This window comes from Mumia spirodelae, assembly GCF_050632745.1.
Taxonomy (GTDB): Bacteria; Actinomycetota; Actinomycetes; order Propionibacteriales; family Nocardioidaceae; genus Mumia.
In genome coordinates this window covers 50736-72471 of the sequence record NZ_JBODSD010000005.1, presented here as the reverse complement: position 1 = coordinate 72471, position 21736 = coordinate 50736, and the positions used below count along the sequence as shown (strand labels likewise).

The window sequence follows — 21736 nt, the reverse complement described above, 5'->3', positions numbered from 1 at the left end:
CGGGCGAGCCCGCCGCATCTCCGAACCTATGCGGACGGAAACTGGACCAACAACTTGTTGAGCCCGCCCGCTTGTGACTCCGTCCGTGAGACGTGCTCCTTCACCGCGGAGGCCGTTCGCGGCGGCGTGACGCACTTCCACGCCTTAGTGGCCGAGTGTCCCGCGCACCGCAGCCTGTCGTGCAGCAGTTCTCGCCTCAACCAAACGCGGTTCGAAGGTCTCGACGCCGCGCTCCCCGAGCCTGGCAAGGTCCGGCTCGGGGGACTCAGCCAGCTCACGACACACCTCGAGGTGCCGTTCGAGCCGTTCGTGGTCTTCGCCCCAGTGCATTCCGACCTCGAGTGTCCAGAGAAGGTCGTCGGGTTGCCACTTGAGCGGCCGGAGCATGGTCGCGAGAGTATTCAGCGGGTATCGCCTGCCGTGCTGGAACCGCGCCGCGTGGAGCAGCTTGCTGAGCGACACCGGGAACGTGGGGTCCGATACGGCTGTAGCTATCCATTCGATGTCGGCGGCTGAGATGACCCAGAAAAGACTCTTGGCCATCGGGCTTTCCCGCACCCGGTTCCAGAGTTGGAACCGGTGCACGCTGCTCAGCTGACGCGCGCTTTCCTCCCACTCGTCGAAGTCATCGGTGCCCGCGAGCGCTTCGACGTGCTTGACCAGCAGGTTCATGTAGGTCTCTGGCTTGGTCTTCGCGAGGATCTCGAGCGCCTTGGACTGCACGGGGTCACGCATGGTGCCTGATGGGACGACGAGGTCGCTCATGGCCGCGGCCCAGTCGGGGTCGTCTGGAATCTCTTCTGGGGAGAAGGACATCTCAGCCGCCCACAGCGCGGCGGCACCGCTTCGGACCTCGGGGTCTGGGTGGGTGAACAATGCGTGACGGGTGGAGTCGGGCGCGTGACGGATGGCGTAGGACGAGTCGAGGTCTCGGATGTCTTCGACCGTCAGGGTGTCGATGACGAGAGTCACGAGGTCGGCGTTCCGGCACTCGTTGATGACCGAGCCAATGAGGGAGCTCCTCCCGCCTGTGTCGCCGAGGAGCTCGGCGGCCAACGGTTCAGTCATGACGCCGTTCTCGACGCACCTGCCGATCAGCGGACTGGCCGCTCGACCCAGCCCATGGTCGAGCGCCGCGCGGAGCCAGACCTCAGGGTCGGGACGGGTGGAAAGGCGCGCCATGATGGTCCACGGTGCTGAGCCGTGTCTGACCATGGCGAGATCGGCGTCATGCTTCATGAGCCACGCCATGATGACGCTTGGCGGTTGCTCAATGTAGGAAGCCAGCGCTCGGTCGAGTTCGGCGTCTCGGAGGCGGCGGTCCTCCTCCCAGTCTCCGGAGAGGTCGCGCTCGGCGGTCAATGCTGCGAAGAGCCCATCCGGTTCGTCGAGCTTGAAATCGAGACTGGAGGCCTCTCGGTTGAACATTGCGCGCAGTCCTGGTGTGGCGACTAGCGGCGCGATGGCTTGGGCGATTGAGACCCCGATCCGTCGCGCCGCGGTCTGCTGTCCTAAGTTCGGGACGCCGCCGAACGGAAGATGATATCCGCCGGCGATGTGTGCCCATTTGCCCATGACCTCGATGAGGACTGCGAGCTCTTCGTTCGAGGCCAAGGCGATTCGACTGGCCAGTTCTGGTTCGAGCGGGTCATACATAGCGTCCATATCTTCTTCGAGCCATGTGAATGACTGCATGACGAACGAGTTCATCTTCTCGGGGCTCATGTAATTGCCATCGAAGGTCGGCTGGAGGACATGGCATGCGAGTCTGAGCCACACGGCGCCAGGCAGGTCTTGGGCTTGGTCGCTCGCCATTGCCGCGCAGAGGTGCACGATGGCCGTCGAGGTGGGGAAATCTCCGGCCCTGGCGTCTTGGACATCCTCAACTACCGTCTCGATGGGCATTGTGTAGTCCCACCCTCGTGCAGCCAGTTGTGTGAGCGAGGCGAAGAAGAGGGCAACATGCTCGGTCTTCTCTGCCTGAAGCGAGTCCGCGACGCGCGCGGCGAGGGACTTGGTTGCGGCGACGGCGGACCGTTCTTCGTCCTCTGCAGCCGCGTCGCGCACTGCCTGCTCGAGGAACTTGAAGACGAATTGGTTGCACTCAGGGTTGACGAGTGCGTAGGTGCGCAAGAGTTCGTCACCACCAGAGTCCAGTCCCAAGTCGGGCAGTACGGTGAGAACCTCCTCCGCGGTGGGCACCATCGGCTCTTCAGCGCCGAGCAGCGCGGCGTAGATCTGGGTTTGCAGGACTCCCGGCAGGACCTCTGGCAGCGCACTCTTGATGTCGCTGACGCGCACGGCTGTCGCATGGCCTGCGAAGTAGAGGTCGGCCACGATGCTCGCTGCGATGGTACGGGGAACGACGCGATAGGAGGTCTCGAAAGTTCGCCCGTCAGGAGAGTTCCACAACCGGTTACGGCGGACGTCGACGAGACCGGCGATTGCGACCGAACGGATGAGCCCCTCGAACTGGGTAGGGGTCAGTTCGAATAGCTTCGCGATGATGCGGGCTTGATCCTCGTTGGCGTCACTCACGAGGGCGATGGCCGCGAGCAGTTGGATGGCTTCATCCGGCGCCTTCGACCGGCGCAGGAAAGCCCGGATCTGCTCCCTGAGTGCTCGCCCTGTCCACACTGCTTGCCAAGCGCCCTGCTGGACGAGGAGGTCTGCGAGATTAGGCGCCCAGGCGGGGCGTCCTTGGGCCTGCTCAAGCAAGTGAGCGATGACCGAGGTCCGGGTGATGCCGCGCTCGCGAAGGAGGATCCCGATCTCTTCCGGGGTAAGCAGGTCCACCTTGAGGGACAGCGCAGCCGGGAGGTAATCGGCGACGCTTTCCCTCTCGTGGGGCCAGCAGGTGACGGCGACTCGGAATTTGAGATCCTCGGCGTGCCGAGCGTGCAGGAGTTGCTCGAGGTCGTCGGGTCGGCCGCCGGCGTCGTCCACGACCACGAGCTTTGGTTTGGTGGTAATGAGGTCGTCGAGCAGTCGTTGCGGTCCGGCGTTACGTTCGAGGAACAGTGCGCTCGGCAGCCTTCCGGCTACGTGGCTCTTGCCGGCGCCGGGGACGCCCCAGAGGATGAGGTCCTGGTCGGAGTTCTCGGCGCGGTCGAGTAATTCGTCGCGGCCGACGGTTGGTAGGTGGCGCTCGTCCGGGCGCGCTCCGCGGGGTGAGCGGGAGAGGCTGAACGCGCCGCCTTCGATGTGTAGAACTTTGCGGCGCCAGCCGGGGTCGTCGCGGAAGGCATTGGCGAACCACGGGCGGTCGTAGACCTGGATGAGTTCGCATTTGAACTCTTTAGCGATAGCGGCAAGTTTGATGCGCTTCTGCCGGTTGACCTCGGCGAGGTTCGCGACAATGACCTGATCGACGCGTTTCTTGTGGTCTCGCGCCGACTGGAGGCTCCCGCGGAGGCTCTTCTTGGCGCCTTCCCACGTGCGGGATGAGGTGATGATGAGGCCGAGAACTTCGCGGTTCGGCTTAACGAGTTCTGCGTCAAGTCCGTGGTCAGTTCCACCTGTAACAGGAACGAGACCGTGGTAGTCCTTGGCAATTAGCGCGGCCGCGCATTCCTCGAAGTCGGCTTGCTGAAGGCGGTATCTGGTGTCGTTCAGACGTTGGTCAATACGTTCGAGTAGGTTCACGATCGGCGCCTATCTATTCCAACGCTCTGTCCGCGTTCGGGCAAACCGAATGTAGCGAGTCTCCCGATCGATGGACGATGGGCCACCAACCCGTGCGTACTGCGGTCGCCAACACCCTGGCATAGTGAACGCTCGTTGAAGCCGGTCGCTTGGCTCCGTCCGCGCGTCGCTACAAGCGGGCGCAAATGCGCCTAAGACCGTGAGTCATCCTCGTCGGGACTGGTCGGGTGCCGCGCACTCCTTCAGATCCTTCTGCAAGAGGTGTCACGCTTGAGCCGAAGTCGCGCACTCGGACCGATTCACCGGGGCCCAACGGATACCCCTCGAGCGATCAGGCGGCGACGTAGCAGCCAGCGCGGTCGGCGTCGGGGAGCCGGCCACTCGACGCTACAAGTACCCGCGTCGGGCGTCGTGAAGGTGACTCGGACCGTTGCCTTCATGAGTTTCGAGCTGTCCTCGTCGGCTACAAGAAGGGTCCGATTGCGCGGTGTTTGAGCGCCATGAGGGGGGATCACGGCAGCGTGGAGAAGCATGGTGTCTGTTGGTCTTTCCAGCGATCCGTCGGAGTGGCGACGCTGAATCTGGCACGGGTACCGAATGTGTGCGGTGACCCCCGAGATCGGGAGTCGGCCCGGGTTGTGAAGGGTGTACTGATAGCCCCAGAGCGCCTTGCCATCTCGGGAATCTGTGGGCCGAGGTCGAACGCTAACGACCGTGGCGAGGGAGACTGACGATATTTCGGCCGCCCGGTCATGTATGACGTCGGATCGAAGCCGCCAGAGCTGCCACGTGGCCGCCATAGCAGCGATGGCGGCTGAGATTGCGGCAATTCCTTCCCAACTCACATCGGCAGGGTAGACCGCTTCAGCGAGTTGAGCACGTGGCATTTCTGAAGCTTGCAAACGGGCGGACACACCTCTTGCACCCTGTAAACAGAGCGTGTCGCGGGGGAACGTCTCCGGGTGCTGCACCATCGTCGGGAAGGCCTGGTGGACCGGCTGCCGACCTGCGGGCGCTGCTCGACGACCGCGCCGATCGGGTCTTCGGAGCGCACCGCGTCGGGTCAACCGGCGGACGTCGACCCCACCGGTTTCCGAACACCGGTCCGCCGCCTCACCACCTGTGGGTCGCGTCTGCGAGGCGCTCGCCCTGCTTGACGTGGAAGAGCGATTCGAGCCGATCTGTGGCGCCGACGGCTAGAGCGAGTCCTCCACATTCGACGAAGGAGCCGCCGCGGTGAAGTGTCAGACGCGGCATTCAGGCGGGCGGGCCGCTAACACGAGGCACTCTGGCGGACGGGTCGATACGCTTCTCACAAAGCGGATGTGCAACGCGTCAGAAGCGAGAAGGCGGGTTCGATGAACGATTTGGACAGCACGCAACTGGTGATTCCATTGCCGTGGGCATCTCGCATCTCCGCGATGCCCTCATTGCCAGGCGGAGGCGCGAACCAGCTCCAAGGATTGAGAACGCTCCTCACAGCAATCCAGGTAAATGACGGGAGACTCGACGCCGATGTCGACTTCGGAGATGGCATAAAGCGACCCCTGCGCAGCGCTGTGTCCCAAGTCGCGCCGGCTGGACTAATTGATCGGATTAGTCGCAACCAGGTGGCGATCTCACAGGAGGCGTTGGGCTGGCAAAACTCGGGTAGGCCGCACCTCCTACTCGCCACCTTTCACCGACACATCCGCTATATCGGCGAGTTGCTTGACCAACTCCGCGCTGGGCCGCGCTCTGTCCGTGACTTGAACTCTTCGGCCGCGACCTACGAACTGGTGTGGTCAACTCTTGATCAGACACGCCGAAGGCTTACTTGGTTCGCCGGACTGGGCCTGGTTGAATATGTTACGACCACCCAGATCGGCCTGACAGCTGCGGGTTTCGCCGAACTGAAACTACTCCAGTTGGGTGGCCCGCAGGTGCGCCCACGCGCTGCGGAGAACCCGGCAACAGTTCCAAATGTGCCACCATCGATCGACCGCCTAGTCTCGGAACTCAACCCGCAAAGACTCCTAGCGAGGAATCCTGTTCTTGGATACATCCCCAGGGGAAAGGGTGAGACAGATGTGGTCGAAGCTCTCACCATGCTGGTGAACGCGTGTTCGCCTCAGATTCCCCGATCGAATTTACAGTCCTTCGCGAAAGACGCATTTGGACTTTCGGAGTCTTCCTTTGGTGCGGTGCTTACCACGCTCACTAAAGCAGGTCTGATAGAACAGACGGGCTTCAACGTCTATTCGCCAACTGCTCCGGCCAGCGCATGGCTGGAGGAACCTACGGCATTCAATCTGGCGCTTATCCTGCATGCCAAATTCTCGTTCTTTCTAGAGATCATTCCCTTGTTAGGCGAGTTCGACAAGGCGCCGGATCTCGCTCGCGTGGGTGTGGAACAGTTCGGGCTGGGCCGTGTTGATACGGGTGGTATTCGGACTCGTCTGCAGGTGTTGCGTGCGGCAGGACTCGTCGAGGAACGCTCAAACTGGCGCTTCCAGGCCACCCCGTTAGGCGAGCGACTAGTGCTCGAGGTGCCGGTTCAAGCATCCTCGGACCTCACAGAGCCAGACGACGGCGCTTCGCCACAGGACGACCCGGGATCGGAGTCGCGTGGCGTCGCAATTGCTAGAGAACTCATGGCAGCCGGTGTAGCCGCCGAAACACCGGCCCGGCTTGAGGTCGCCGTGGTTGACGCGCTGACTTGGCTCGGTTTTACGGCGCAGCATATCGGAGGGGCTGGGAAGACCGACGTGATGGCGACCTTCGAATCGGTAGACGGTAAGACTGTCCGCGCGATAATTGACACCAAGGCTTCGCGGAGCGGAATTGTCGCGGAATCTGCAGTATCATTTGACACGCTTGCAGATCACAAGAAGCACCATCAGGCTGACCTTGTTTCGTTGGTTGGACCCAGTTTCGACGGCGGACGCGTGAAGTCGAGGGCGGCGCAGAACGAGGTGGCGCTAATCACAACGGCGGAACTGTCGGATGCCGTCCGCCGTCAGGAGAGGACGCCGGTGTCACCGGAAGTCCTTTTGAAGTTGCTCGACTCGAGAAGCGAAGCGCGTCGCGAACTTGAGACTGAATGGCGTGGTATCGAACGGCGAGTCGCGTTGATGGCGCAAGTTGTCGCAGTCCTGGCGAACGAAGGTAGGCAAGCGGACCAAGTCACGCACGGCGCGCTTACATCTGACCAGATATATTTGATCGCGCGCACTGAATTGGATCCACCACCGTCTCCGAAGGACATCGAGGACGTGCTTCGTCTGCTTGAACATCCCTTATTGGCTTCTGTTCGCCGCCTCGACGGAAAGGGGACCCGCGGTGGAGCATTTGTACTCGTTGACAATCCGACCCTCGTAGCCGCGAAACTGGACGCCCTCGCCCGAAGCCTCGCTGAGGTCGCGCCCGAGCCATGAGCGCCATGTTCCCCGAACAGATCCCACTTCTTGGGTTCGAGTTCACGTTGGGGCCGAACCTGTGGACGGGTGGACACCTGGTGACTTCAGTTGACGTAACCCCTCCATTGAAGTCGACTCCCGCGCACTCTGAGAAGAGGCCAGCCAAATGATGGGGGAGACTGATGGACAACGACGTACCGAGCCGGTTTGAGCAGCTCTGGACGGTCGCAGAGGCGGCGGCGTACCTGCGCGTTGCGGTGAAGACGCTCTACCAGTGGCGATGCCAGGGGATCGGCCCGACGAGCTATCGGGTGGGCGGCTACCTGGGCTACCGGCCGACCGAGGTCTGCGCCTGGGTCGACGCGCAGGCAGTCACCACCTGAGTCATCGATATGGCACGCCCACCGATCCCGATTGGCAGCTGGGGACTCATCCGTACGAACCCAGCCCCGAGAAAGGGCGACGTGCCGCGGTACGTCGCCGTTACCGACTTCCGCGACTTCGACGGGCACATCCGACGGATGTAGGCGACAGGTGCAACCGCCACGCAAGCACGTCAGAACCTGCGAACGAGGTTGCAGGAGCGCTCGTCCACCGCGACACGAGGTGACCTCACCGGGATGACCAAGTTCGCGGTCGCCGCGGACGTCTGGCTCCAGAGCCTCGACACGATGGTGGCGGACGGTCGGCAGTCTCCGGGGACCGTGGAGACGTATAGGCGGCAGCTCCGCAACCACGTCCTGCCGGCCATCGGTGAGGTCCGCCTCGGCGAGCTCACCACGCCTCTCGTTGACCGCTTCCTGGGCTCGCTGAGGGCGCGGATCAGCCCGGCGACCGCGAAGAGCGCGAAGAGCGTGATCTCGGGCGTCATGTCGCTGGCCGTCAGGCTCGGCGCCGTAGCGCACAACCCCGTCCGTGAGGTCGATCGGAACGTGTCGCCTACCTCGGCAGCTGGCCGAGGATGAGCGAGCGTGGCGCAAGGACCCCCCGATCTGGTGTTCTTCATGTTGGCGACCGGCGTGAGGATCGGAGAGGCCCTCGCGACCGTGTGGTCGGACGTCGACCTCGAAGCGGGGACGGTACGGATCACGAGCACGCTGATTCGTGTCAAGGGCGAAGGGCTGGTCAGGAAGAGCATCAAGAGCAGCGCCGGCGAGCGGACGATCGGACTGCCGTTCAGCGCCGTACAGGTGCTCCACCGTCGCTTCGTGACGGGTGCACGGCTCGACCAACCCGTCTTCCCCGACACCTACGGCGGGCTCCGTGACCCCGCGAACGTCAGGCGTAATCTGCGGGAGGCACGTGGCGACGGCTTCAGCTGGGTCACCCGACACACGTTTCGCAAGACTGCCGCGACGACCCTGGGCGAGGCGGCACTGTCCGCGCGGCTCGTCGCCGACCAGCTCGGCCACGCGCGGCCGTCCATGACCCAGGACGTGTACCTGATGCGGCGGAAGGTCGACTCCCAGGCCGCCACGGCCCTCGAGACCGCACTCGGTGACACCGTCCCTCAGCGTCAATTCCGAGGGTTTCCGAGGGCAACGAAGAAGGCCGGAACCCCTAGGGGTTCCGGCCTTCGTGGATGGTGCGCCATCAGGGACTCGAACCCCGAACCCGCTGATTAAGAGTCAGCTGCTCTGCCAATTGAGCTAATGGCGCGTGGTGCCTCTGGGCCGTCGCCCGAAGCAGTAGGAACTCTAGCAGGGGCTCCCAACCGCTCCTAATCGAGGGGTCGGGGTGTGGTCCACGCCACGGAATCGCCTGCAAGAATGCGGATCCGCCCCCTCGAAGGAGTCCCGATGAGCGACGCTACCTCGCGCGCCCTGTCCCTCCCGCTGCGCCTGGAGCGCGCCGCGATCCGCGGCTTCTCTCGGCTGCCGCGACCCGTGATCGAGCGCCTCGCCGCGACGGCTCCGGTCAACCGCGACGGCGAGCGCCTCGCGCCCGAGGTCGCCGCCGCGCTGTCGGTCCTCAACCGCATCCCCGGCTCCGACTTCTCCACCAAGCCGCTCCACGTCGCGCGGCGCCAGATCGAGGAGGAGGCGATGGTTTTCGCCGACACGCATCCGCCGTTCGCGGTCGAGGAGGACCTGCTCATCCCGACGCCGCACGGGGTGATCCCGGCGACCCGCTACCGCGCCAAGGCGGGGGAGTCGCGAGGCCTGGTCGTCTACTTCCACGGCGGCGGTTGGGTCCTCGGCAGCCGGGTGAGCACGGACTCCGCCGTACGCTTCCTCGCGCTGCACGCCGGCGTCGACGTGCTGTCCGTCGACTACCGGCTCGCGCCCGAGCACCCGTTCCCGGCTGCGATCGAGGACGGCCTGGCGGCGTGGGACTTCGCCGTCGGGCAGGCGCCGGTCTGGGGCCTCGACACCGGCAGCATCGTCGTCGCCGGTGACAGCGCCGGCGGCAACATCAGCGCGGTGCTCGCGCTCGCCCTGCGCGGCGCCGCGGTCGAGCCGTGCCTCCAGCTGCTGTTCTTCCCCGTCACCGACCTGTCGACGAAGCACCCGTCGTACGAGGAGTTCCGCGACGGCTTCTTCCTCACCGAGCGGCAGATGGACTGGTACCGCGAGCGCTACCTCGCCGACGCCGCCGACGCGCTGGACCCGCGTGCGTCGCCGCTGCTCGCCGAGGACCTGTCCGGCGCGGCGCCCGCGTACGTCGCCGTGGCGGGCTTCGACCCGCTGCGCGACGAGGGCATCGCGTACGCGCGGCGGCTCGAGGAGGCGGGCGTGCCGACCGAGCTCGCGCGCGAGGGCGACCTCATCCACGCGTTCATCAACATCACCGGCGTCAGCCCGAGCGCGTACGACGCCACGCTGCGGGCTGCGCAGGCGGTGGAGAAGGCGGTGGGCTGAGGCGTCGCCCGCTCAACCAGCAGCGCGCGAGAAGCGCCACACGTTGTCGACGCGGGACCCCGTACGACCGTCCGGCGAGGTCGACGCGCTCTCGACCGCCTCCAACGTCACGACCTTCCACTCCGGCTCGGAGAGGTCGAGCACCGTCAGAACCTCGTCCAACGTCGGGAAGACGGCGTGGGGCACCGAGTGCTCGTGCGGCTCGGCCCACGACGGCCAGCCACCGTGCATGACGACGAGGAGCGTGCCGCCGGGGGCGACCGCCTCGGCGGCACGGCGGAGAACGCCGTCCTGGTCGAGCGCGACCGGGGACTGGAGGAACTGCGCGCTCACGAGGTCGTACGCGCCCTCGGGGAACGTGCTCCCCAGCTCGTGCTGCTCCCAGGAGGTGCGGTCGGCGACCCCGGCGTCGGCGGCGTGCTCGGCGGCGCGGTCGAGGGCGGTCTGCGCGATGTCGACGCCGGTCACCGTCCAGCCCTGCGTCGCGAGCCATACCGCGTCCGCGCCTTCGCCGCACCCGAGGTCGAGCGCGCGCCCGGGCGTGAGGCCGGCGACCTCGCGGACCAGGAGGGGGTTGGGGTTCCCGCTCCAGACCCGGTCGGAGCCGCGGTAGCGGTCCTCCCAGAACTCGGTCGGGTCGGTCGGCTCGGTGGTCGTCATGGCACTCCTCGGGGGGCGGTGGTTCGCACCCTCAGGGATATCCGAGCGCGGGCCGGGGCCCAAGGGATGTTGCGGGAACGGCAAGAAGTGGGGGTCTCGATACGCGTCTCGCCCAGGGGCTCGCCGCTACTCGACCAGCGGGGGTGGGTCTCGATACGCGACTCGCCCAGGGGCTCGCCGCTACTCGACCAGCGGGGTGGGGTCTCGATACGCGACTCGCCCAGCGGGGGTGGGGGCGCTACTCGACCAGCGGGTCCGTGGGAGGTGGCGTCGAACGGCCGTAGCCGCGCTCGCGGGTGATCTTGTCGAGGATCGGCTGCACCCGGTAGGGAAGCGGCGTCGAGATCGCGAGCGTCGTCGTCGTGTGCCGCACGCCCTCGGTGTCGATGATGCGCACGACGACCTCCTGCAGCTCGGCGTGCGAGACGGCGGCGACGCGCACGTGCAGGTCGGCCCGCCCCGCCTGGGTGACGATCTCGAGCACCTCGGGGAGCTGCGTGATCGCCTTCACCACGTACGCCATGCGGCGCTGGTCGAGCTCGACCTCGACGAACGCCTGCACCGGGAGCCCGACCGACTCGAGGTCGACGTCGGGACGGAACCCGCGCACGATCCCCGTCTCCTCGAGCCGTCGCAGGCGCGCCTGCACGGTGTTGCGGGCGACGCCGATCGCCGAGGCGAGCTCCACGACACCGGCGCGGGCGTTGCGGGTGAGCCTCCCGATGATCTCGGCGTCGAGGCGGTCCAGTCGCGGCACGGTCACAGTTTCCCAGATCAGGCGGCCGCTCAGGCGAGACCGGCGACCTCCACGCCCTCGGCCTCCAGACGCTCGACGTACGTCGCGACGTTGCGGAGCTTGACGTCCTCGTAGCCGCGGACGACGTCGGGCAGCTCCGCGATGCGGACAGCACGGTCGTACGACTCCGCCGTCAGCCCGGCGACGAGCCCGTCGAGCACGCCCTCGTAGTGGCTGAGGAGACGACGCTCGAGGCGACGCACCTTCGCGTAGCCGAACGGGTCGAACGGCGTCCCGCGCAGGCCCTTCATCCGGGCGAGCGTCCGCAGCGCGACGTGCGAGCGCGGCGTGAACCCGACCTTCGACCTACGGCCCATCGCGCGCATCACCGGCGGGTGGAGCTTGTACGTCATCTTCGTGCCGCCGGGCACCTGCCGTGCCACCTCGTCGGCGAACGCGGTGTCGGTGAGCAGGCGCGCGACCTCGTACTCGTCCTTGTACGCGGTGAGCTTGAAGAGGTACTGCGCCGCGGCCCGGGTGAGCCGGTCGTCCTCGGACACGGCGCGCTCGGCGTCGCGGACGGCGGCGACCCGGGCGACGTAGCGCTCGGCGGTCGCCATGCCCTGGAAGCCCACGAGGTCGCTCGCCCGCTTCGCCACCATCGCCCGCAGCTCGCCCTCGAACCCGGCCCGCTCGACGGCGGGGACGGGGACGAGCCTGGCCTCGGCCGTCGGTGCGGTCGTGACGGCGGCGAAGGCGGCCGGATCGGCGATCGCGACGCGGCCCCAGCGGAACGCGGCGACGTTCGCGTCGACCGCGACGCCGTTGATCCCGATGGCCTCCTCGATCGCAGTGGCCGGGATCGGCAGCGCGCCGGTCTGGTACGCCGCGCCGACGAGCAGGAAGTTCGCGGTCGTGGTGCTGCCGAACAGCTCCTCGGCCGCCTCCAGCGCGTCGAACGTGTGCACCTCGCGGGTCACCGAGCCGAGGCGGCCGGTGAGCTCGTCGAGCTCGGGATAGGTGACGCTCGCGTCGTACACCATGTCGCCGGTCGGCGTCTGGCTCGTCGACGCGACCGCGACCGTGGTGCCCGGGTCGCCGTACGCGAGGTTCTTCGGCGCGGTGGCCGCCAGCAGGTCGAACGCCAGCACGAGATCGGCGCCCTGAGGGGTGAGCCGGTTGGACGGCTCGAGCCGCTGCGAGGAGAAGCGCAGGTGCGCCGTGACGGGGCCGGCCTTCTGGCTGAGCCCGGTCTGGTCCAGCGTCTCCGTGTCGAAGCCGGCGCGCAGCGCCGCCGTCGCGAGCACCTGGTTCACGGTCACGATGCCGGTGCCGCCGATGCCGGCCATGAGCACGTCGTGCGTGCCGCGCAGCGGGGGAGCGACGGGTGCGGAGACCGAGGGCGGCGTCGGCGTCGTCCGACGGGGCGCGCGCTGGGTCGGGTCGACCTCGACCGTGACGAACGACGGGCAGTCGCCGTCGAGGCACGAGTAGTCGGTGTTGCACGACGTCTGGTCGATCCGCGTCTTGCGGCCGTACTCGGTGTCCACCGGCTGCACCGAGAGGCAGTTGCTCTTGACGCCGCAGTCGCCGCAGCCCTCGCACACGGCCTCGTTGATCACGACGCGCGTGTTGCGGGCGGGGAGCGTGCCCCGCTTGCGCTGGCGGCGCGCGTCGGCGGCGCAGTGCTGGTCGTAGATCAGCACGGTGACTCCAGGGGTGTCGCGGAGGATCCGCTGCGCCTCGTCGAGCCGGTCGCGGTGCCAGAGCAGCGTTCCCTTGGCGAGGGAGCGCTTGCGGTGCCGCTGCGGCTCGTCGGCGACGACGATGATCTTCGCGACGCCCTCGTCCTTGAGCTTGTGCGTGAGCTGCGGGACGGTCAGCGCGCCCTGCGCGTCCTGCGCGCCGGTCATCGCGACGACGTCGTTGTAGAGGATCTTGTAGGTGATGTTCACGCCTGCGGCGATGCACGCCTGGATCGCGAGCTGTCCGGAGTGGAAGTACGTGCCGTCGCCGAGGTTCTGGAAGACGTGCCCGGTCCGGGTGAACGCCGCCTGGCCGATCCACTGGCTGCCCTCCCCGCCCATCTGGGTGAAGCCGGTGACGGCGCTGTCCTCGCGGCCGGAGGTCGACACCATGATGTGGCAGCCGATGCCGGCCGCGGCGAGCGAGCCCTCGGGCACGGCGGTGGAGCGATTGTGCGGACAGCCGCTGCAGAAGTACGGCGCGCGCGAGGCGGACAGCAGGGGGAGCGGGATGGTCTTCGGGCGCGGGGGCGTGATGGCGACGCGGTCCCCGAGCACGTGGCGCAGCGGCGCGAGGAGCCGGCCGGAGGTGACCTCGCCGTCGGCGGGGACGAGCAGGCGGCCGGCGGCGTCCTTCTTGCCGATCACGCGGGGCGCGCCCGGTGTGCCGTAGAGGACTTCGCGGACCTGGGTCTCGAGGAACGCGGTCTTGTCCTCGACGACGACGATCTCGTCGAGGCCCTCGGCGAACCGCGACACGATGCCCGGCTCGAGCGGCGTCACCATGCCGAGGCGGAGCACGCGGATGCCCGCGCCGCGGAGCGCGTCGTCGCTGAGCCCGAGGTCGAGGAACGCCTGACGGAGCGCGTCGTACGTCGTGCCGGCGGCGACGAAGCCGAGGGTCGCCTCCGGGGTGTCGATGTCGATGACGTTGAGCGGGTTCGCGGCGGCGTACGCGTGGACCGTGGCGGTCCGGGGTCCGACGAGCTGCGCCTCCGCCCCGACGATGGCGTCGGGGTTCACGATCATCGGCGCCTGCGCGTACGACCAGGGCTTGCCGTCCCACTCGATCGACGGCACGACGGGGGCGAAGGACCGCGCCGGGTCGTCGACCACCCAGGAGCCGTCCGCGATGTCGGCGACGATCTTGAGCGCGACGAGGCAGCCCGACGCGCGGGAGATGGCGACGGCGTGCAGGCCGTACTCGACGATCTCGCCCGCGTTGCGGGGGAACAGCACGGGGATGCCCAGGGCGGAGAGCGTGCGCTCGCTGACCGCCGGGACGCTCGACGACTTCGAGGCCGGGTCGTCGCCCGCGAGGATCACGGCGCCGCCGCGCGGGTCGACGCCGTACATGTTCGCGTGACGCAGCGCGTCGGTCGCGCGGTCGACGCCGGGCGCCTTGCCGTACCAGTAGCCGACCACGCCGTCGTGCGTCGCCTCGGCCGGGTCGAGCGGCTGCTGGCTGCCCCACACCGACGTCGCGGCCAGCTCCTCGTTGAAGCCGGGCACGAAGCGGACGTCGTGCGCCGAGAGCACCTCGGGCATCTCGCCGAGCATCCGGTCGAGCCCGCCGAGCGGACTGCCCTGGTAGCCGGAGACGAACGACCCCGTACGACGCCCGTTGCGGCGGTCGTGCTCGTGCTGCTCGACGATCAGGCGGGCGATCGCCTGGACGCCCGTGAGCAGGACCGGCGGGGAGCCGGCGCGGTAGCGGTCGCGGAGGTCGTACGGCTCGGGCTCGGCCGGGGCGTCCGGTCGGCCGATCAACAGCTCGGTCACAGGGGAGCTCCTTCGCGCTGCGGGTCACGTGGCACGGCTCACACGTCGATGTGATGCCCCAACGGTGCAGGAGGTTGACGGACCGCGCAATACACGCATGGACAACGAAGCAGAATGCTCAATCTGGCCGGGAAGAGGGGTAGTCAGGACCGCAGCGTGACCAGCATCACGCTGCTCTCGTCCGGCGGCCGTCGCCCCGCCGACGCACCCCGCGCGCGGAATACCTCGTACGGCGGTCGCCTTGCACCCCTCCATGAGCCGCCACCCGAAGGTGCCCGACGCCTTGCACCCCATCACCGTGACCCCGACCCCGGGACGCGTGCGGATCCTCGCCGGCGACCAGGTCATCGCCGACACGACCGCCGCGCTGACGCTCCGGGAGTCGACGTACCCGCCGGTGCAGTACGTCCCGCTGGCCGACGTCGACCCCGCGGTGCTGTCGGCGACGTCGACGTCGACGTACTGCCCGTTCAAGGGCGACGCGAGCTACTACTCCGTCACCACGCCGTCCGGCACGATCGCCGACGCCGGGTGGACCTACCCCGAGGCGTACGAGGCGGTCGCGGACATCCGCGGGCACGTCGCGTGGTACCCCGACCGCGTCACGGTCGAGGTCCTCGACGCCTGAGCGACCGCCGCGTCAGGCGTGCCGGTTCTCGTGGTCGAGGACGGCCATCGCCGCGTTGTGCCCGCCGATCCCGCTGACCGCCCCTCCGCGGCGCGCACCCGACCCGCACACGAGCACGCGCGCGTGGCCCGTCTGGACGCCCCAGCGCTCCGCGGGGGTGTGGCCGAGCCGGTCGACCCACGGCCAGCGCAGGTCGCCGTGGAAGATGTGGCCGCCCGGCATCGCGAGGTCGCCCTCGATGTCGGCGGGCGTCTTCACCTCGACGCAGGGGTCGCCGTGGGCGTCGCGCGCGAGGACCGACGCGATCGGCTCCTCGAGGTAGGCGTCGATCGCCGCCTCGAACGCCCTCCACCCGCGCTCCTTCGCCTCAGGCCCGCGCGCGTCGTACGGCCAGTGGATCCCGAAGTACGTCAACGTCTGCGCGTCGCCCGCGGCCAGCTCCGGACCGAGGATCGAGCGGTCGGTGAGGGTGTGGCAGTAGAGCTCGCCGCACGCCACGTCGGGCGATGGTGAGGCGAAGGCGCGCTCGAGCTGCGCGTAGGTCTCGCCGAGGTGGAACGTCCCGGCGAACGCGACCGACGGGTCGATCCCGGAGCGCAGGCGCGGGAGCCGGTCGACGAGCACGTTGATCTTGAGCTGCGAGCCCTGGGGCTTGGTCGGCAGCGGGTCGCCGAGCAGGCCGGCCAGGACGTACGGCGCCACGCCCGACAGCATCCAGCGCGCCTCGAGGTCGAGCCCGTCGGCGTGGACGACGACCCCGTCCAGGCCGGCGTCGACCGAGGTGACGGTGACCCCGGTACGGATGTCCGCGCCCGCGGCCTCCGCGACGCGGCGCAGCTCGTCGGTCACGGCACCCATCCCGCCGACGGGGACGCGCCACTCACCGGTCCCGTTGCCGATCAGGTGGTAGAGGAAGCACCGGTTCTGCAGCAGGGAGGGGTCGTGCAGCGACGCGTAGGTGCCGATCAGCCCGTCGGTCGCCACCACGCCGCGGACCAGGTCGCTGGCGAAGCGGCGCTCGATCGCGTCGCCGAGCGGGTGGGCGACGAGGTCCTCCCAGACGCCGTCGCCGACCTGCTCGCGGATCGACTCGGTCGTCGGCAGCGGCTGCAGCAGCGTCGGCGCGACGGCGAGCGCGAGCTCCTCGGCGTCGCCGTAGAACGCCCGCCAGGCCTCGTACTGGCTCCCCGTCCCGGTCGCCGCGCGGAACGACTCCGCGGTCGCGCGACCCTCGTGGGTCTCGACGAGCAGGCCGCCCCCGTCGTACGGCGTGTACGACGCGGTGGCGCGCGAGCGGAGCTCGAGCTTGAGGCCGAGCTCGGTGATCAGCTCGTGCGGCAGGAGCGAGACGAGGTAGGAGTAGCGCGACAGCCGGGCGTCGACGCCGGGGAAGGGGCGCTCGCTCACGGCAGCGCCGCCGGTGTGGTCGAGGCGCTCGAGCAGGACGGTACGCAGGCCGCTGCGGGCGAGGAGCGCGGCGGCGACGAGGCCGTTGTGGCCGCCGCCGACGATGACGACGTCGTGAGTCATGGTCGCCAGCCTAGGACGGGGCCGCTCGGCCCTCGGTCTTGCCGGAAGTTGAAATATCAACTAAAGTCAAGAGCACCGACTTCCTGGGAGGCACCGATGCCCGCCGTCACCGTTCCCGACTGGACCGTTCTCCCGCGCGTGATCTCCGTCCCGGAGCACGAGGGCCGCGCGGTCGTCAGCGTCACCACCGCGCCGCAGGGCTACGAGGGGGAGGGCTTCCCGGTCCGCCGCGCGTTCGCCGGCGTCGACCTGCGTCACCTCGACCCCTTCATCCACATGGACCAGATGGGTGAGGTCGAGTACGCGCCGGGCGAGCCGAAGGGCACGCCGTGGCACCCGCACCGCGGCTTCGAGACGGTCACCTACATGCTCGACGGCGTCTTCGACCACGCGGACTCCCACGGCGGTGGCGGCTCGATCACCGACGGCGACACGCAGTGGATGACCGCAGGAGCCGGGCTGCTCCACATCGAGGCGCCGCCGGAGTGGCTCGTCGCGCAGGGCGGGCTCTTCCACGGGCTCCAGCTCTGGGTGAACCTGCCGCGGTCGCAGAAGCTCGCGACGCCCCGCTACCAGGACCTCCGCAGCTCCGAGGTCGGCCTCGCGACCAGCGCGGACGCCGGCACGCTGATCCGCGTGATCGCCGGCGACGTCGACGGCGTGAAGGGCCCGGGCAGCACGCACACCCCGATGGCGATGGTCCACCTGACCGTCTCGCCGGGCGCCGAGGTGACGCTCCCGTGGCGGGCCGACTTCAACGCGCTCGTCTACGTGATGTCCGGGGACGGGTACGTCAGCGGTGCGCGCCGCCCGCTGCGCTCCGGCCAGCTCGCCGTCCTCGGGTTCGGCGAGACGATCACCGTCGGCGCCGACGCGCAGCAGGACTCGCGTCACCCGGCGATGGAGGTCGTCGTCCTGGGTGGACTGCCGATCCGCGAGCCGGTCGCCTGGGCGGGTCCGTTCGTCATGAACACCCGCGAGGAGGTCACGACGGCGTACGAGGACTTCAACAAGGGACGGTTCGGCCAGATCCCTGCCCAGCAGGTGCCGCACGGCGACGTCGGGGGATCCACCCCCGGCGCCTGACGCCGGCCGCGTCCCGCTCGAGCCACACGACGCACGTCCCGGCCGCGAGGACCGCGCCGAGCGCGCTCACCGCCGCCCACCCCCCGTGCACCCAGGCGATCGTCGTCGCCGCCGAGCCCGCGGCGCCGCCGACGAAGAACGCCGTCATGAAGGCGGCGTTGAGCCGGTTGCGCAGCGCGGGGTCGAGCGCGTAGATCGCGTTCTGGTTGGCGTTGAGCAGCATCTGCTGCGCGACGACGAGCACGAGGACGCCGAGCCCGAGCCACGCCAGCCCCCGCGCGCCTCCACCTCCGCCGAGCGCGATCGCCGCCCAGGCGACCGGCAGGGCGAGCGTCGAGCCGCGGGCGACCGTACGGGCTCGTCCGGCGTCCACGAGCCGACCGGCGACCGGCGTCGCCACCACCCCGGCAATCCCCATCAGGCCGAAGGCGCCGATCGCCGCCTCCGACCACCCGTAGGTGCGGGCGAGCAGGAACGTCGATGCCGTCCAGAACGTGTTGAACGACGCCAGCGAGAGCGCCGCGACCAGGGCACGACGGCGCAGCACCGGCTGGCTCGCGAACAGGCCGAGCGTGGAGCCGATGAGGCGCGGGTACGTGATCCCGGCCGGCGTGTGGAGCGACGGCAGCCGGTCCCACAGAGCGATGGCGACGCCGGCGACCAGCACGCCGCACACGACGTACACCGAGCGCCAGCCGGCCAGCTGGGCGAGCGCCCCCGAGATCGGGCGCGACACGATGCTGCCGAGCAGCAGCCCGCTCATCACGACCCCGACGACCTGGCCGCGCCGGGCCGGGTCGGCGAGCGTCACCGCGAACGGCACCACGACCTGGGCCGCCACCGACGTCAGTGCCGTGAGCGTCGTCGTGAGAAGGAGGACGCGCCCGTCCGGGGCCAGCGAGGACGCCACGAGCAACGCCGCCGTCGCCCCGAGCAGCGAGACGGCCAGGCGCCGCCGCTCGACCAGGTCGCCGAGCGGCACGATGAGCAGCAGCCCGACCGCGTACCCGACCTGGGCTGCCGTCACGATCGCTCCCGCGGTCGACTCGGAGATGCCGAGGTCGGCGGAGAGGACGTCCAGCAGCGGCTGGGCCAGGTAGTTCGCCGAGACCGAGAGGCCGGTCGCGAGAGCCATCAGGAGGAGGAGCGGGCGGGTCATTCCTCCAGCGTGCTGCTCGATGAGCGATGAGTCCAACGCATGTTCGTCACGGCAAGCATGACGCAAATCGATGGATGGTGGACGATGGCCGGATGGAGCTCCAGCAACTCCGCTACGTCGTCGCCGTCGCCGAGACCCGCAGCTTCACGCGTGCCGCGCAGCAGTGCCACGTCGTGCAGTCCGCGCTCAGCCACCAGGTCGCCAAGCTCGAGCGCGAGATCGGGGCGCGGCTCTTCGACCGGACCAGCCGACGCGTCGTTCCGACCGCCGCGGGCGAGGCGTTCCTGCCGGCGGCCCGCGACGCCCTCGAGGCCGCGGAGCGCGCCCGGGCCGAGGCCGCCGCCGTGTCCGGGGTCGTGAGCGGACGCCTGCGGCTCGGCGCGATCCCGACCGTGACCGCGCTGGACCTGCCGAGCGTGCTGCGCGACTTCCGCGACGTCCATCCGCGCGTCGACGTCTCGCTGCGGACCGACGGCAGCGACGAGCTCGTCGCGCAGATCGCGTCCGGCACGGTTGACGTGGCCTTCCTCGGTCTCCCGCCGGGACGGGTGCCTCAGGGCGTGCGCAGTCGCGTCCTCGGCCGGGACGAGCACGTCGCGGTCGTCGCCGTGGACCACCCGCTCGCGGGGGAGCGCCGTACGGACCTCGCGACGCTCGCGCCGTACCCGTTCGTCGACTTCACCGCTGGCACGCCGGGGCGGCTCCAGTCGGACGAGGCGTTCGCCGCCGCCGGCCTGGAGCGGCACGTGGCGTTCGAGGTGACGACGGGCGACCTCGCGGCGCGGCTGGTCGCGCAGCGGCTCGGGATCGCGCTGCTGCCCGGTGCGTACGCTCGGACGCTCGCGGGCGTCCGTACCGTCCCGATCGCCGACGCCCCGGCCCGCGAGGAGCACGTGGCGTGGAGCCGGCACCGCCCGTCGCCCGCGGCAGCGGCGTTCCTCGCGGCGCTGACCGCTGGTTAGCACGCGGACTGCGGTAGAAACGTTCCATGGCCGACTTCGTGGGGTCCGTGGACCAGGGCACGACCAGCACGCGCTTCATGATCTTCGACCACGACGGCTTCGAGGTCGCGCGTCACCAGCTGGAGCACGAGCAGATCATGCCGCGCAGCGGGTGGGTCGAGCACAACCCGCTGGAGATCTGGGAGCGGACCAGCGCGGTGATCCAGACCGCGCTCGCGAAGGCCCGGCTGAGCGCGTCCGACCTCGCCGCGCTCGGCATCACCAACCAGCGCGAGACCACGGTCGTCTGGGACCGCCGTACCGGACGGCCGTACGCGCCGGCGATCGTCTGGCAGGACACCCGCACCGACCGGCTCGCCGCGCGGCTCGAGAACGAGGGCTTCGGCGACGTCATCCGCGAGAAGGCCGGCCTGCCTCCGGCGACGTACTTCTCCGGCGGCAAGATCGCCTGGATCCTCGAGAACGTCTCCGGAGTGCGTGAGGCCGCCGAGCGGGGCGACGCGCTCTTCGGGACGACCGACTGCTGGGTCACGTGGCAGCTCACCGGCGGCCGGCACGGCGGGGTGCACGTCACCGACGTGACCAACGCGAGCCGCACGATGCTGATGAACCTCGAGACCCTCGACTGGGACGACGAGCTGCTCGAGATCTTCGGGATCCCGCGCGCGATGCTCCCCGAGATCCGCCCGTCGTCGGTCGCCGACTCGTACGGCACGACGCTCGACGACGGCCCGCTCGCCGGAGAGGTGCCGATCACCGGCATCCTCGGCGACCAGCAGGCGGCGCTCGTCGGCCAGGTGTGTTTCGCGCCGGGGGAGGCCAAGAACACGTACGGCACCGGCAACTTCCTGCTGCTCAACACCGGCACCGAGATCGTACGGAGCAAGGCCGGGCTGCTGACCACCGTCGCGTACCAGCTCGGCGACACCGACCCCGTCTATGCGCTCGAGGGCTCCATCGCCGTCACCGGCTCCGCGGTCCAGTGGCTGCGCGACCAGCTCGGCATCATCTCAGGCGCCGCGCAGTCCGAGGCGCTGGCGCGACAGGTCGAGGACAACGGCGGGGTCTACTTCGTCCCCGCGTTCTCCGGCCTCTTCGCGCCGTACTGGCGCTCGGACGCCCGCGGCGCGATCGTCGGCCTCTCCCGCTACAACACCAACGCGCACCTGGCCCGGGCGACGCTCGAGGCGATCTGCTTCCAGTCGCGCGACGTGGCGGAGGCGATGGTCGAGGACTCCGGCGTCGCGGTCGACGTGCTCAAGGTCGACGGGGGCGTCACCGAGAACGAGCTGTGCATGCAGATCCAGGCCGACGTGCTCGGCACGCCCGTCAGCAGGCCGGTCGTCTCCGAGACGACGGCGCTCGGGGCGGCGTACGCCGCAGGGCTCGCGGTCGGGTTCTGGGAGAGCACCGACGAGCTGCGCCAGAACTGGCACGAGTCGCGTCGGTGGGAGCCGCAGTGGGACGCCGAGCGGCGGGAGGCGGCGTACGCGGGCTGGAAGAAGGCCGTGCAACGGACCCTCGGCTGGGTGGAGGTCGACTGA

At 69.0% G+C, this 21736-nt stretch carries 15 protein-coding genes and 1 tRNA gene; 9 read left to right on the top strand and 7 right to left on the bottom strand.

Going from position 1 to position 21736, the window contains the following annotated elements; all coding sequences use genetic code 11:
- Nucleotides 1–144 precede the first annotated feature (144 nt).
- Nucleotides 145–3645, bottom strand: a complete 3501-nt coding sequence (locus tag ACQSSQ_RS20390; protein ID WP_431328966.1) for a hypothetical protein — start codon at nt 3643–3645, stop codon at nt 145–147.
- Between the two features lie 1358 nt (nt 3646–5003).
- On the opposite strand from ACQSSQ_RS20390, the gene ACQSSQ_RS20385 reads away from it, so the two are divergent.
- The 4 genes from ACQSSQ_RS20385 (at nt 5004) to ACQSSQ_RS20370 (ending at nt 8668) form a co-directional block, all read left to right on the top strand.
- On the top strand, nt 5004–7061 hold the full coding sequence (locus tag ACQSSQ_RS20385) for a hypothetical protein (protein ID WP_431328965.1): 2058 nt from the start codon (nt 5004–5006) through the stop codon (nt 7059–7061).
- A 164-nt stretch (nt 7062–7225) separates the two neighbouring features.
- Entirely contained in the window at nt 7226–7426 is a 201-nt protein-coding gene (locus ACQSSQ_RS20380) for a helix-turn-helix transcriptional regulator (RefSeq protein WP_431328964.1), read from the top strand.
- 237 nt (nt 7427–7663) lie between these two features.
- Nucleotides 7664–8008, top strand: coding sequence for a phage integrase central domain-containing protein (locus ACQSSQ_RS20375; protein WP_431328963.1), 345 nt, complete (start codon nt 7664–7666; stop codon nt 8006–8008).
- Nucleotides 8009–8047: 39 nt separating this feature from the next.
- Complete coding sequence (locus ACQSSQ_RS20370; protein ID WP_431329365.1) at nt 8048–8668, top strand: site-specific integrase; 621 nt, start codon at nt 8048–8050, stop codon at nt 8666–8668.
- Here the strand turns inward: ACQSSQ_RS20370 and ACQSSQ_RS20365 are convergent.
- Nucleotides 8627–8702 (bottom strand) — tRNA-Lys (locus tag ACQSSQ_RS20365). The two genes, ACQSSQ_RS20370 and ACQSSQ_RS20365, sit on opposite strands and share 42 nt — an antisense overlap.
- Before the next feature lie 140 nt (nt 8703–8842).
- Here ACQSSQ_RS20365 and ACQSSQ_RS20360 point away from each other — a divergent pair.
- A complete protein-coding gene (locus tag ACQSSQ_RS20360) occupies nt 8843–9904 on the top strand; it encodes an alpha/beta hydrolase (protein WP_431328962.1) in 1062 nt (353 codons plus the stop codon).
- 12 nt (nt 9905–9916) lie between these two features.
- Here the strand turns inward: ACQSSQ_RS20360 and ACQSSQ_RS20355 are convergent, their stop codons facing one another.
- The 3 genes from ACQSSQ_RS20355 to ACQSSQ_RS20345 form a co-directional block, all read right to left on the bottom strand.
- A complete protein-coding gene (locus tag ACQSSQ_RS20355; protein WP_431328961.1) occupies nt 9917–10564 on the bottom strand; it encodes a class I SAM-dependent methyltransferase in 648 nt (215 codons plus the stop codon).
- Nucleotides 10565–10802: 238 nt separating this feature from the next.
- Nucleotides 10803–11321, bottom strand: a complete 519-nt coding sequence (locus ACQSSQ_RS20350) for an Lrp/AsnC family transcriptional regulator (protein WP_431328960.1) — start codon at nt 11319–11321, stop codon at nt 10803–10805.
- Between the two features lie 29 nt (nt 11322–11350).
- Nucleotides 11351–14827, bottom strand: a complete 3477-nt coding sequence (locus tag ACQSSQ_RS20345; RefSeq protein ID WP_431328959.1) for an indolepyruvate ferredoxin oxidoreductase family protein — start codon at nt 14825–14827, stop codon at nt 11351–11353.
- Nucleotides 14828–15080: 253 nt separating this feature from the next.
- On the opposite strand from ACQSSQ_RS20345, the gene ACQSSQ_RS20340 reads away from it, so the two are divergent.
- Complete coding sequence (locus tag ACQSSQ_RS20340) at nt 15081–15455, top strand: DUF427 domain-containing protein (protein ID WP_431328958.1); 375 nt, start codon at nt 15081–15083, stop codon at nt 15453–15455.
- A gap of 12 nt (nt 15456–15467) precedes the next feature.
- Here the strand turns inward: ACQSSQ_RS20340 and ACQSSQ_RS20335 are convergent, their stop codons facing one another.
- Complete coding sequence (locus ACQSSQ_RS20335) at nt 15468–16985, bottom strand: phytoene desaturase family protein (RefSeq protein WP_431328957.1); 1518 nt, start codon at nt 16983–16985, stop codon at nt 15468–15470.
- A gap of 96 nt (nt 16986–17081) precedes the next feature.
- On the opposite strand from ACQSSQ_RS20335, the gene ACQSSQ_RS20330 reads away from it, so the two are divergent.
- Nucleotides 17082–18071 carry a pirin family protein gene (locus ACQSSQ_RS20330; protein ID WP_431328956.1) on the top strand — a complete coding sequence of 330 codons (990 nt, stop codon included), beginning with the start codon at nt 17082–17084 and terminating at the stop codon, nt 18069–18071.
- On the opposite strand, the gene ACQSSQ_RS20325 is transcribed toward ACQSSQ_RS20330, so the two are convergent.
- Nucleotides 17992–19230, bottom strand: coding sequence for an MFS transporter (locus ACQSSQ_RS20325; protein ID WP_431328955.1), 1239 nt, complete (start codon nt 19228–19230; stop codon nt 17992–17994). The genes ACQSSQ_RS20330 and ACQSSQ_RS20325 overlap by 80 nt on opposite strands.
- Nucleotides 19231–19322: 92 nt before the next feature.
- On the opposite strand from ACQSSQ_RS20325, the gene ACQSSQ_RS20320 reads away from it, so the two are divergent.
- Complete coding sequence (locus ACQSSQ_RS20320; RefSeq protein ID WP_431328954.1) at nt 19323–20192, top strand: LysR family transcriptional regulator; 870 nt, start codon at nt 19323–19325, stop codon at nt 20190–20192.
- A gap of 26 nt (nt 20193–20218) precedes the next feature.
- Complete coding sequence (gene glpK / locus ACQSSQ_RS20315; RefSeq protein ID WP_431328953.1) at nt 20219–21736, top strand: glycerol kinase GlpK; 1518 nt, start codon at nt 20219–20221, stop codon at nt 21734–21736.

Coding starts and splice junctions, on each gene's coding strand:
- ACQSSQ_RS20370 (WP_431329365.1), top strand. CDS start 8,048: ATGTTGGCGACCGGCGTGAGGATCGGAGAGGCCCTCGCGACCGTGTGG.
- ACQSSQ_RS20340 (WP_431328958.1), top strand. CDS start 15,081: ATGAGCCGCCACCCGAAGGTGCCCGACGCCTTGCACCCCATCACCGTG.
- ACQSSQ_RS20325 (WP_431328955.1), bottom strand. CDS start 19,230: ATGACCCGCCCGCTCCTCCTCCTGATGGCTCTCGCGACCGGCCTCTCG.
- ACQSSQ_RS20380 (WP_431328964.1), top strand. CDS start 7,226: ATGGACAACGACGTACCGAGCCGGTTTGAGCAGCTCTGGACGGTCGCA.
- ACQSSQ_RS20385 (WP_431328965.1), top strand. CDS start 5,004: ATGAACGATTTGGACAGCACGCAACTGGTGATTCCATTGCCGTGGGCA.
- ACQSSQ_RS20375 (WP_431328963.1), top strand. CDS start 7,664: ATGACCAAGTTCGCGGTCGCCGCGGACGTCTGGCTCCAGAGCCTCGAC.
- ACQSSQ_RS20320 (WP_431328954.1), top strand. CDS start 19,323: ATGGAGCTCCAGCAACTCCGCTACGTCGTCGCCGTCGCCGAGACCCGC.
- ACQSSQ_RS20335 (WP_431328957.1), bottom strand. CDS start 16,985: ATGACTCACGACGTCGTCATCGTCGGCGGCGGCCACAACGGCCTCGTC.
- ACQSSQ_RS20355 (WP_431328961.1), bottom strand. CDS start 10,564: ATGACGACCACCGAGCCGACCGACCCGACCGAGTTCTGGGAGGACCGC.
- glpK (WP_431328953.1), top strand. CDS start 20,219: ATGGCCGACTTCGTGGGGTCCGTGGACCAGGGCACGACCAGCACGCGC.
- ACQSSQ_RS20330 (WP_431328956.1), top strand. CDS start 17,082: ATGCCCGCCGTCACCGTTCCCGACTGGACCGTTCTCCCGCGCGTGATC.
- ACQSSQ_RS20360 (WP_431328962.1), top strand. CDS start 8,843: ATGAGCGACGCTACCTCGCGCGCCCTGTCCCTCCCGCTGCGCCTGGAG.